Source organism: Pseudoalteromonas sp. GB43 (genome assembly GCF_054923805.1).
Genome location: NZ_JBPCHJ010000001.1, coordinates 3,481,119 through 3,493,232 on the forward strand (window position 1 = coordinate 3,481,119; position 12,114 = coordinate 3,493,232).

Sequence of the window (12,114 nt, forward strand, 5' to 3'; positions counted from 1 at the left end):
GAACAGTTAAAGGGGCAAACAATATAAAGTTGCGTTAAATCAAACTCTATTTACATTTAATCGCTGCTGTTGCTGCAAGCGCTTGCTGGTCCAAAATGGTGATAAATTTGCCTTCAACTTTAATAAAGCCCGCTTTTTGGAAGCGGCTTAAAAGGCGGCTAATTGTTTCAACAGTAAGGCCTAAATAATTACCGATTTCACCACGTGTCATGGTTAAACGGAATTCTTTACGTGAGAAACCACGTTCACCAAAACGCTCTGCAAGATTATAAATAAAACTTGCTAGACGCTCTTCAGCTGACTTTTTATTGAGTAACAATAACATTTCTTGGTCGTAGTTAATCTCATTACTCATTAAACGCATAATTTGTTGGCGTAGCTTAGGTAATTTACCTGCTAATTCGTCTAGAGTATCGAATGGAATTTCACATACCATTGAAGTTTCAAGGGCTTGCGAAAAGCTTTGATGAGCCATTTTGTTGATTGCATCGAAACCGACTAAATCACCAGCCAAGTGAAAGCCAGTAATTTGTTCATCACCTTGTTCAGACAAAGTATAAGACTTAAACGAGCCAGAGCGTACCGCATAAATAGCATTTAAGCTTTCGCCAGACTCAAATAAATAATCACCTTTGTGTAGAGGCTTTTTACGTTCGATGATTTCATCGAGACAATCCATTTCTTGACCGTTTAATGAAAATGGCAAACATAGCTGGCTGATACTGCAATTATTACAGCTAATTGTGCATAAGCCTTTTGACTTGTTTTGTGAGAAGTCCATACATCAAATCCATTCAAATAGGTTAACAACTTTAGGTTAATGAACTAACTTATCGGTTGCTATAATTAATAAGTATATACCGTACCATATTATTACGCTGCCTAGAATAACCCTTATCCAAACATGGTTAAAAAGAGTATTTATTTTTTGACTAACAAGACCAACACTGATCATTGCTGGAAAAGTTCCCAAAGCAAAAAATAACATTACGCCTGCACCGTGAAGAGCTGATGGGCTTGTGAGTGCCCAGGTTAACGCAGAATAAACTAGGCCACAGGGTAACCAACCCCACAAAGCGCCATAAAGCAAGGCTTTAGGGGTTGTATCGACCGGTAATAAAAAACGATTGAGTTTAGCTAAATGCTGCCATATGAGCGCCTTGCCTAGTTTTTCTAGCCACTGTAGGGTTGCCGCTAAGCGCATTATGTAAACCCCAACTAGTAGCATAAAAATACCACTCAAAAAAGACAAAGCTACCGATATACTGGTATTTTGCGCCGCGAAGCGACTACTAATTCCAGCTACGAGTGCACCGGCCAGCATATAACTGAGTGCTCGGCCTAGGTTGTATGCAACCGAAAAGCTTACTGCTCGATTTTTGTTGGCAGCAAGTTGTAAACTACTGGCAATGCCGCCACACATAGCTAGGCAGTGACCACTGCCTAACAAGCCCATTATAAATGCACTAATAAACAGCGGATCAATCATTACTTTTGTTATGCTGCTCTTTATCGTCTTCGAACAGAATACTGTGACCCTGTTTATTTAAATCAGAAAACTGCTCGCTTTTTACAGCCCAAAAGAATACCCCAATTGCAATTAGCACAAATAAAATGGCAATTGGGATAAGCATATAGATGATACTCATAGTTTTAATAACCTTAATGAGTTGGTAATAACCAAAATGGAGCTTGCAGACATACCAATGACGGCCATCCAAGGAGCAACGAGCCCAAGGGCTGCCAGAGGTAAGATCGAACCATTATAAATAAGTGACAATGCCAAGTTTTGCTCAACAATACGGCGCGTCTTTTTCGAGACAGTAAGCAAATGTTCTATAGCCGTTAGATCACTATTGAGTAATACCACATCAGCACTATTTTTGGAAATATCAGCGCCGGTTTCCATTGCGATAGATAAATGGGCACTGGCAAATACCGGGCTGTCATTCACGCCATCACCAACCATAGCAACAATGGCACCTTTAGCTGCCAATGTTTCAACATGGGCTTGTTTATCGCGAGGGCTGCATGCTGCATGCACGGTATCTAAATTTAGCTGTTTTGCAATTCGCTCACCACTGTTAGAGGCATCGCCCGTTAACATATGGCATTTGAGCTGTTGTGAATGAAGTGTAGTAACCAGTTTTTCTGCGTTATCACGTAAGCTGTCTGCTAAGTAAAAGCGCGCAATGACTTGTTTATCGATATACAAGGTTGCTTGAGCATCAGCTTTTTCGGTATCAAACCAACCGCTTTTACCTATCGCAAGGTGTTGATCATTGAGTAAAGCGGTAATGCCTTTACCCGGTTCGATAGTCACATTCTCAATAGGGTTTATTGAGTCGTTGAAACCAGCAAATGCATTAGCTATAGGGTGCTCAGAGAAGCTTTCAAGTTGGGCAGATAAGCGTAATGCATCAGCTTCACTGTACTGGCTGTTTACTAGCTCAACGCGTTCAATGGTAAAGCGACCTTGCGTTAAGGTACCTGTTTTATCAAAGGCGATATCAGTTAATTGTGGTAGCGTTTCTAATACGTGGGCTTGCTTAATTAAAATCCCACGCTTTGTTAAGCTTGCAACTGCACAAGTTAGGGCAGTTGGAATCGCTAAACTAAGCGCACAAGGGCAGGTAGCAACAAGTACAGAAATAGTCACCCAAAAGGCATGCTCGGGGTCTATTTGATACCAACCAATCGCTGTTATTGAGGCAAATACTAATAAGCAGGCAACAAACCACTGTGCTACTTTATCTGTAATCTCAACTAATCGCGGGCGTTTGGTTAACGCTGTGTGTTGCAACTTAATAATTTGATTAAGCAGGGTATTTTGACCGATTTTGTTGATCTCAATACTGATAACGCCATCGTGATTAATAGTACCTGCGTAAACTTGATGACTGATAAACTTGTTAACGGGTTGATGCTCGCCCGTCATCATTGCTTCATCAACGGTTGTTTGACCTTTTGTAACAATACCATCAGCAGGAATGGTTTCACCTGCTTTGATCAACACAACATCACCCAGTTTTAGTTTTTTGGCCGCAATTATCGATTCTTGGTTATTCTCATCGATAATACGAGCTGTAAGAGGCAGTAACTTTTGCAAGTTAGCGGTAAATTCACTGGCTTTTAAACGGGCTCTAAATTCTAAATATTTACCTAATAATAATAAGAAGGTAAACATACAGATAGATTCAAAATAAACTTCGCCAACCGACATTAATGTGGCATAACAGCTTGCCCCATAAGCACCAAAAATCGCTAATGAGACGGGTAAATCCATATTCAGCTGTTTGGCTTTTAAACCATTAATAGCATTGGTTAAGAATGGCAGGGCACTGTAAAGAATTACAGGAGATGCAAGTACTAAGCTTATCCAGCGAAAATACTGCTCGAAGTTCTCTTCCATGCCAGAGAACATGCCAAAATACATAGCGAAAGCAAACATCATTACTTGCATGGTCATCAGACCGGCAACCCCTAAACGGCGGATATAAGCTTTCGCGGCTTGTTGTTTTTGGCTCGCTTCAAGGTCTGCCTGAAACGGGTAGGCTTTATAGCCGATTTCATGTAATGAGGTGATAATTTGGCTAAGCGGTGTAACCGATTTATCCCATTGTATCATGGCACGGTTGGTCGAAGTATTTACATCAACACGTTTGATTGCTTTTAAGTTAAGTAGTTGTTTTTCGATTAACCAAGCACAGGCAGCACAGGTGATGCCTTCAACCGTTAATAGTACTTCTGATAAATCATTAGTGGCTGAAATAAACTCGTCTTGAATATCTTCGTTATCGTAACTTTTAATCAACTCGAGTTGCTCTGGAACAAGCTGTTCAACTTTACCAGAGCGAACAGTTCTAAATTTATAATAATCGGTCATGCCTTGGGCGACGATATTCTCAGCAACCGTTTGGCAACCAATACAACACATAGGTTGTGCCTTACCGTCTATTTCGACAGTCGCATTAAAGCCTTTTGGCACACTTTCAAGACAATGAAAGCAATTATCGGACATTAGAGTTTACTACTTATATTCAGGGCTAATCGAAATCGTTTTATCAGTTGGTAAAATGACATCTTCTTTAAGTTTCCAACTGTTATCGATTGGTTCAATAAACACTGTGTATGCACCGTCAACATGGGTGTCGAGTAGGGCAGTAAAATCGCCATGGGCGTTTTTCATTAAGCTTACATCAAAGTCATTGGCTTTAATGGTGCGATGATAAAAAGACATTTTTAAAGAGTGAACATTGCTTGCATCACCCTTGGTGAAAGTGAATGTTACTTTGTCGTCTGCAACATTTAAATCGCCATGTAAGTAAAGTGCTTTTGCTTTATTAAATTTGCTGAGTTCAAGGTTAATTGCCTTGCCTTTTTTATAATAATCGTCAACAACCATATCTGATAGTTGCCAATTGCCATATAAATAAGACCAGCACAGCCGATGATAGCTGCAAGAGGAAAAGAGATTAAAAACCATGGCCAAAAGTTTTTATACCAAGGAGTGGGTTTCATAGTACTTATACCTTTAAAAACGTTGTACGCATTTTATCGGATTTAAAAGCAAAAGACTAAAAAAAAGCCTCCAGATGGAGGCTTTTTTGATCTTAATTAATCTATTGAATTAAAAGATTAATTGTTTATACATTTTATTAACCGCGTGGTTATTTATCTTGCGATAAGCTGTAAACGTACGCTGTTAATAAGTGAACTTTATCTTCACCTAAAATGTCTTTCCATGCTGGCATTACACCGGCGCGGCCATTGATTAGTGTTTCTTCAACAGCACGTTTAGAACCACCGTATAACCAGATGTTATCTGTTAGGTTAGGTGCACCAAATGGTAAGTTGTGTGCAACTGAACCTTTACCGTCAGCACCGTGACACGCAGCACACATTGCAAACTTAGCAGCACCTGCAGCAGCGTCTTTTTGGTTAACAGTACGGCCAGAAAGGCTAAGTACGTGAGCAGTCATTTCTTTAATGCCTTGCTCGCCAAGCGCATCACCCCAAGGTGGCATCGCAGCAACACGACCGTAAAGAAGTGTTTCTTTTGATCTTGTCCGGTGAACCGCCGTATAACCAATCGTTATCTGTTAGGTTAGGGAAGCCTTGACCACCACGTGCATCTGAACCATGACATTGTGCACAGTTTTGAGAGAATAAACGTTGACCAATCTCAAGCGCTTTTTCGTCTTTAACTAGTGTTTCAATATCTTGTTTTGCGAATGACTCAAAGATTGGGCCAAAACGCTCATCAGCAGCGATAAATTCTTGGTCTAATTGAACGTTCTCACCGTTAGCTAATGCTTGTTCAGTCGCTTCTTTAGACTCAGCTAAAGAGGTAATACCTTGGTTAGAACTTGTCCATTTACCTAAACCTTCCCAGTTACCTAAACCTGGGTAAGCAGCAAGGTAGTATACAGACCAAATAAATGTCGCGAAGAACATATAAGTCCACCATTTTGGTAGTGGGTTGTTAAGTTCTTCAATGCCGTCAAATTCGTGACCACAGCTTTCGCCTTCTTTCACACCTGCGTAGTTTTTTAAGTTCCACAGAAGTAAACCGAAGATGATAGCAAGACACGCTAGGGTTAATACAATAACCCATATACTCCAAAAGCTAGTCATTTCTCAGACTCCTTTTCCTCATTAGAGATTGTGTTGTTGTGTTTTTTTTCATCTTCAAATATGGCATTAGCAGCATCGTCAAAACGGCGTTTGCTACGCTTGCTGTATGCCCATACAACAATCACAATAAACAGTACTAAAATTACCAGAGTCAAAATGCCTCTGTATGTTCCGTAATCCATAATAATTACTTCAAGTGTGTGCCAAGCTGTTGTAAGTAAGCGATTAGAGCTTGCATTTCAGTTGCACCTTTACCACCGTTCATGGCTTCGATTTTCGCAATGTCAGCTTGTAGCTCTTCGTCACTTCCGTAACCTTTACCGTCGTAACGGTCGCTCGCTTTATCAATTCCGAAGCTATCACGGAATATTTGAAGCTTTTTAAGTGTATGGGTCGTATCGACTCTGTTTTCGTCTAACCAAGGAAACGCTGGCATGTTTGACTCAGGAACCACTGCACGTGGATCCATTAAGTGAGCATGGTGCCAATCGTCTGAGTAACGCTCACCAACACGCGCTAAGTCAGGACCAGTACGCTTAGAACCCCATTGGAATGGGTGATCCCATACTGACTCACCAGCTACAGAGTAGTGACCGTAACGCTCAACCTCGTCACGGAAAGGACGAATCATTTGTGAGTGACAGTTGTAACAACCTTCACGCACGTAGATATCACGGCCTTCCATTTCTAACGCTGTAAGAGGGCGTAAGCCATCAACAGGTTTAGTCGTATCGTCTTGGAACATTAGTGGAGTAATCTCAACTAATGCACCAAAGCTGATTGCAAAGACAGTCAAGATAGCCATTAAACCAACGTTCTTTTCGACTATTTCGTGTTTGTTTTGTGAATTATTATTGCTCATCGTGCTACTCCATTATGCCAATTGTGCGTCAGCGTCTAGTTGAAGCGAATCTTTCTTCGCAGCAATAGTACGATAAACGTTGTAAGCCATAATTAGCATACCTGTTACGATGAATACACCGCCTAGGAAACGCATGATATAGAACGGATACGAAGCTTCTAATGACTGTACAAAGCTGTACATTAACGTACCGTCTGAGTTTACTGCACGCCACATTAGACCTTGCATTACACCAGAGATCCACATTGCTACGATGTATAGAACAACACCCACAGTGTGTAACCAGAAGTGCGTGTTAACTAGTTTAACACTGTACATACGGCCTTGTGAGAATAGTGCAGGGATTAGGTGATAGATAGCACCGATAGAAATCATTGCAACCCAACCTAGTGCACCTGAGTGTACGTGACCTACAGTCCAGTCAGTGTAGTGAGAAAGCGCGTTAACTGACTTAATAGCCATCATCGGGCCTTCGAACGTAGACATACCGTAGAAAGATAGAGAAACAACTAAGAAACGAAGTACTGGGTCAGTACGTAGTTTATGCCATGCACCTGATAACGTCATGATACCGTTGATCATACCACCCCAAGATGGAACGAATAGGATAACTGACATAACCATACCTAAGCTTTGCGTCCAGTCTGGAAGCGCAGTGTAATGTAGGTGGTGAGGACCTGCCCAGATGTATAAAGAAACAAGAGCCCAGAAGTGAACAACCGATAAACGGTAAGAATAAACAGGGCGGCCTGCTTGTTTTGGTACGAAATAGTACATCATACCTAAGAAACCAGCAGTTAATAAGAAACCAACAGCGTTGTGACCGTACCACCACTGAACCATTGCATCTACAGCACCTGCGTAGATAGAGTATGATTTAGTAAGTGAAACTGGAATTGCCATGCTGTTTACGATGTGTAAAACGGCAACAGTAATGATGAAACCAGCATAGAACCAGTTCGCAACATAGATGTGCGATACTTTACGCTTGATTAACGTACCAAAGAATACCACTGCGTAAGTTACCCAAACAACGGCGATAAGAATATCGATTGGCCATTCAAGTTCTGCGTATTCTTTTGAGCTTGTGATACCCAATGGTAAGGTAATCGCTGCTAGTACGATAACAAGTTGCCAACCCCAGAAGGTGAAGGCTGCTAATTTATCTGAGAAAAGGCGCGTTTGACATGTACGTTGTACGACGTAATAAGACGTCGCAAAAAGTGCACTTGTACCAAATGCGAAAATTACTGCGTTCGTGTGTAACGGACGTAGTCGAGAGTAAGTTAACCATGGTGTATCAAAGTTAAGTGCTGGCCAAGCTAATTGGGCAGCAATCAGAACCCCAACACTCATGCCAACGATGCCCCAAATCACTGTCATAATAGCGAATTGGCGTACAACTTTATAATTGTACTCAGTTTGTGATGCTACTGTTTGGCTCATTTTCTGGCTTCCGCTGCAATAAATGCGTTTTAGAAATGAATTACCCACTTTTATTCAAAGTGGGGCCTACTATTACTTCACAAGCATGTTACCTAAAGCCAACTTAGCGGTGCTAGCTTCAGAAAACAAACTCGAGAAACCCTTATTTTTGCGATGGAAATGATAAAATTTTTGACCTTAAAAAGATAGGTCAATTGCATAAAATTATGACATCAATCAAATTTTAGCGCTTTGTTGGTTATTTTTTGTCAGAGATTGTATTTTTATTGACTTATTATTAGGTGCCTGTTGTCTTTTTTGGGCATTCTAATTAGTATCTGACTTTATTTTATACAGGCAAATAGAGTGCGAATAAGCTTATTTCCCGTGTTCCTTTTTAGTCTTTTTTTAGCTGCATGTGATAGCCAAAGTAAAGATAAGGGCAGCACAAGTACAAGTTGTCAGAATAATAGTCATTGCAATTACCCTAATAATGTAGAAGTTTGGCTAAGTAACCCAGATATCAGTCCAGAAACACCGTTTACGATTAACCTAAAGTTACCAAAGGAGGCTAAAAACCTTTCAGCAAAACTTGAAGGTGTCACCATGTATATGGGTTTTATTCCACTGCAGTTTAAACAGACAGGGCAAGTTTGGGTTGCTGATACTATGGTTGGCGCATGCTCTGAACCTGTTATGACTTGGAAAATGATGCTCACTTATACTTCTGGCGATAATCAACCTCAAACCTTGCTTTATTATTTCGATTCACTGCAAACTCGATAACATCTTCCTTCATTATTGTTGATCGCAGTTTTTAATTATCTAAAAGCTGTGATTAGCGCAATTTCTGCTTCACCTTTTTTTACTTGATGTTCTTTATTAGTCGTATTTTTATACGGTATTACAAACTGACGGAACAAAAACAAAAAATCATCCTCTAATACACTGTTTAACAGACTAACTTTGTCTATTTAGTTAATTTAAGTGAATAACTATGGTTAGCAGTCTTACCAAGCTTTTACGGTTTTTATAACGTTGTGTGATCAACTTGTAAAAATTTCATTTGTAGCATTAATTAGGCTCTGGTTACACTTGATTACAAAGTGCGTGTAATTGATTTCAATCGTGTTTTTTTTGCTACTTAATAATGTTATATTGTTGATGTGTAGGTGTTTTTTTCTATTAACATTGATACATTGTGAAACCTTATTACCTAAAGTTGGTACGCCATTTTTGGGTTGTTCTTTATTTGATCTTTCATTCAGTTTTCGTTCAGTTAACTGCGCCTAAGTTGCCCTCCGCTGACTCGTGATTCTAATAATAACGAGCGCTACCTAACTAAAGGTAAATTTCCAACAAGTAGGGTTTTCACATGAAAAAATCAATTCTTGGTTTAGCTGTTGTTTCAGCAATCCCAATGTTCTCAAGCATGCAAGTTTTAGCTGCTGATGATGCAGCAGAGTCTATTGAAAAAATTCAAGTTACGGGTTCTCGCATTAAGCGTTCTGATATGGAAAACGCAAGCCCTGTAACATTAATTGGTGCAGATGACATCAAAGCAATGGGTGCAACAAGCATCGATAGCGTATTACAAAAAATGACCGCAACAGGCGGCGCGATGACTAACCCAGGCGTAAATAATGGTTCTGGTGGTAACGCACGTATTGATTTACGTGGTTTAGGTGCTAGCCGCACATTAGTTTTAGTAAATGGTCGTCGTATGATTGCATCTGGTACAGGTGCGGCATCTACTGTTGACTTAAATACAATTCCTGTTTCTATGATCAAATCTGTTGAGGTACTTAAAGACGGTGCTTCTGCTGTTTACGGTACTGATGCGGTAGCTGGTGTTGTTAACATCATCTTAAAAGACGATTTTGAAGGTCTTGACATGAATGTTAACTCTGCAATCACTGGTGAAGGTGATGCAACAGAGAATTCATTCGACTTCACAGTTGGTTCGTCTTTTGATAAAGGTAACATTGTTATCGGTATGCAATACACCGATCGTGGCAAAGCAAAACAATCTGACCGTGACTTTTCTGATTGCCCAATCTCTGAAGGCGCTAATGGTTTAAACTGTAACGGCGGTTCTGTTTATGCTGAAGGTGGTCACATTTGGCAAGACGGTACAATTGGTGATGTAAATAAAGCGGGTGAGTCTGTAGATGCAGATGGTAATCCAATTACTTCTGGCCTAGCCCACCAAGATAGTGGTTTGAGCGGTCTTGGTGGTTTACACCCATTTACTGATGCTGATCGTTACAACTTTGCACCTGATAGCTACCTTTACACGCCAATGGAGCGCTTAAACTTAACAGGTCTTGCTACTTATGAACTAAGCGACGAGACGCGTTTATTCACTGAGTTCACTTATACTAAGCGTTGGTCTGAGCAACAAATGGCTGCTCAACCAATTTGGTTTGGTTTTACTTATGATGAATCAATGGGTGACTCACTATTAGGTCAAACATATAACAGTAAAGTTGACCGTGATGGCGATGGTATTGCTGACCGTGATGCAGATGGTAACTACATCACTGAAACAGCTAATTACGCGTATGGCGATAAAATTTTCTACGGTCGTCGTATGTCAGACACTGGCGCACGTTATTTTGAGCAATCTGTAGATACTGTTCGTGCTGTAATTGGTGCTGATGGTTTCATTGGTGACTATTCATGGGATGTATCTGCTAACTTTGGTCGTAATGATTCAGTAGATAAATTGAGCAACCTTCACAATATTGGTTCATTAACTGATAGCATTATGTACACGAATGATGAAGGTCAAGTTGTGGGCACATTTAACCCACTAGATCAAAATGCTTGGACTTCTGAAGGTTTCCGTAGAAACGTTTACACTGAAGTAAATAATGGTGGTAGTCAACTATTTATCCTAGCGGCTTCTGTATCAGGTGAGTTATTTGAATTACCAGCAGGTTATGCAGCATTCGCAGCAGGTGTTGAGCGTCGTCAAGAAAAAGCTTGGTACACGCCTGATTCTTTAACTGCTCAAGGCCTAGCTAATGATCCGATGGTTGAGCCAACATCAGGTGGTTTTGATGTAAACGAAGCATATGTTGAATTTGCATTACCACTTCTTGCAGATGCGCCACTTGCACAAAATGTAGAATTAAGCGCTGCTATCCGTGCATTTGATTACAGCACATTTGGTTCAGATGAGACTTGGAAACTTGGTTTAACTTGGAAAGTAAACGATGAGTTAATGCTACGTAGTGTTGTATCAACAGCATTCCGTGCACCAACTGTTTCAGAGCTTTATTCTGGTAATTCACCTTCATTCGAACAAGTTGAGTACCCTGGTGCGCAAGACCAAGCAGAAGTTACTGTAGGTGGTAACTCATCTTTAACACCTGAAGAAGCTGATACTTTAACTGCTGGTATCGTCTATGAGCCTGAGTGGTTTGAAGGCTTCAGCATGACGCTAGATTACTACGATATCGAAATTGAAAATGCGATTGCGACAGTAGATAACCAATACATTGTTGATCAGTGTTTGAAGACAGATGCAAATAATGGTTCTGCGTTATGTAACTCGGCAAATGTATCAATCGATTCAACGGGTCGTATCATTTTCAATAACCAGCTACAAAACATTGGTTCTGAAAAAACATCTGGTATCGATTTAAATCTTTCTTACTCATTTGAAGCTGCTGGCGGCTTTAACTGGAAAGCGGGCTTAGATACAACTTACTTAGACGAGTATGTTGTTCAAGTTACTGGTGAACCTGTTGACTACGCAGGGGTTATTACGTCAGGCTCTGGTGGTTATGCAGATCTTAAATCAAACCTAACAATTAATGTTGCTGGTGATAACTGGGATGCTCAGTACCAAGCTCGTTATATTGCTGGTATGGATAGTTTTGCATGTATCGGTGATGAAGATTCATGTTATGCGCCTACAACACCAACGGTTATTTACCATGATATCAGTGGTTCATACCTTATCAATGACTCAATTACACTTTCTGCAGGTGTAAATAACTTATTTGATAAACAACCACCATATTACACTGGTAACAATGACTCAAACACTGACCCGTACACATATGATGTACTAGGTCGTCGTTTCCACGCTGGTATTAACGTTAAGTTCTAATCTAGTTTGAAATGATTACTAAGGCCCCGTTTTTACTGGGCCTTTTTTATTGTCTGAAAGCCTATCA

The 12,114-nt window shown here is 40.3% G+C and carries 9 protein-coding genes and 2 pseudogenes; 2 read left to right on the top strand and 9 right to left on the bottom strand.

The genetic code is table 11. The features are described 5' to 3' along the window. Positions 1-46 precede the first annotated feature (46 nt). The 9 genes and pseudogenes from ACRWSG_RS16630 to ccoN form a co-directional block, all read right to left on the bottom strand. On the bottom strand, positions 47-781 hold the full coding sequence (locus tag ACRWSG_RS16630) for an FNR family transcription factor (RefSeq protein ID WP_462166797.1): 735 nt from the start codon (positions 779-781) through the stop codon (positions 47-49). A 36-nt stretch (positions 782-817) separates the two neighbouring features. Further along, complete coding sequence (locus tag ACRWSG_RS16635; protein ID WP_054553051.1) at positions 818-1,489, bottom strand: sulfite exporter TauE/SafE family protein; 672 nt, start codon at positions 1,487-1,489, stop codon at positions 818-820. Further along, positions 1,482-1,649 (bottom strand): cbb3-type cytochrome oxidase assembly protein CcoS, encoded by a 168-nt coding sequence (ccoS, locus tag ACRWSG_RS16640; protein ID WP_054553052.1) that lies wholly within the window; start codon positions 1,647-1,649, stop codon positions 1,482-1,484. Before ccoS ends, ACRWSG_RS16635 begins: the two co-directional genes overlap by 8 nt. Then, positions 1,646-4,021, bottom strand: coding sequence for a heavy metal translocating P-type ATPase (locus tag ACRWSG_RS16645; RefSeq protein ID WP_462166798.1), 2,376 nt, complete (start codon positions 4,019-4,021; stop codon positions 1,646-1,648). Before ACRWSG_RS16645 ends, ccoS begins: the two co-directional genes overlap by 4 nt. 9 nt (positions 4,022-4,030) lie before the next feature. Next, positions 4,031-4,521 (bottom strand): annotated as a pseudogene (locus ACRWSG_RS16650) (FixH family protein). A 149-nt stretch (positions 4,522-4,670) separates the two neighbouring features. Then, positions 4,671-5,637: pseudogene (gene ccoP / locus ACRWSG_RS16655) on the bottom strand (cytochrome-c oxidase, cbb3-type subunit III). Next, positions 5,634-5,819 carry a cbb3-type cytochrome oxidase subunit 3 gene (locus ACRWSG_RS16660; protein WP_010373992.1) on the bottom strand — a complete coding sequence of 62 codons (186 nt, stop codon included), beginning with the start codon at positions 5,817-5,819 and terminating at the stop codon, positions 5,634-5,636. Before ACRWSG_RS16660 ends, ccoP begins: the two are co-directional and overlap by 4 nt. Before the next feature lie 5 nt (positions 5,820-5,824). Continuing rightward, entirely contained in the window at positions 5,825-6,499 is a 675-nt protein-coding gene (gene ccoO, locus ACRWSG_RS16665) for a cytochrome-c oxidase, cbb3-type subunit II (protein WP_462166799.1), read from the bottom strand. 12 nt (positions 6,500-6,511) lie between these two features. Next, a complete protein-coding gene (gene ccoN / locus ACRWSG_RS16670; RefSeq protein WP_036967883.1) occupies positions 6,512-7,945 on the bottom strand; it encodes a cytochrome-c oxidase, cbb3-type subunit I in 1,434 nt (477 codons plus the stop codon). Between the two features lie 366 nt (positions 7,946-8,311). Here ccoN and ACRWSG_RS16675 point away from each other — a divergent pair, with 366 nt between their 5' ends. Beyond that, positions 8,312-8,710 (top strand): hypothetical protein, encoded by a 399-nt coding sequence (locus ACRWSG_RS16675; protein WP_462166800.1) that lies wholly within the window; start codon positions 8,312-8,314, stop codon positions 8,708-8,710. A 589-nt stretch (positions 8,711-9,299) separates the two neighbouring features. Beyond that, the gene (locus ACRWSG_RS16680) at positions 9,300-12,047 is read left to right on the top strand and encodes a TonB-dependent receptor plug domain-containing protein (protein ID WP_462166801.1); all 2,748 of its coding nucleotides are present in this window, start codon (positions 9,300-9,302) and stop codon (positions 12,045-12,047) included. Positions 12,048-12,114: the final 67 nt, after the last annotated feature.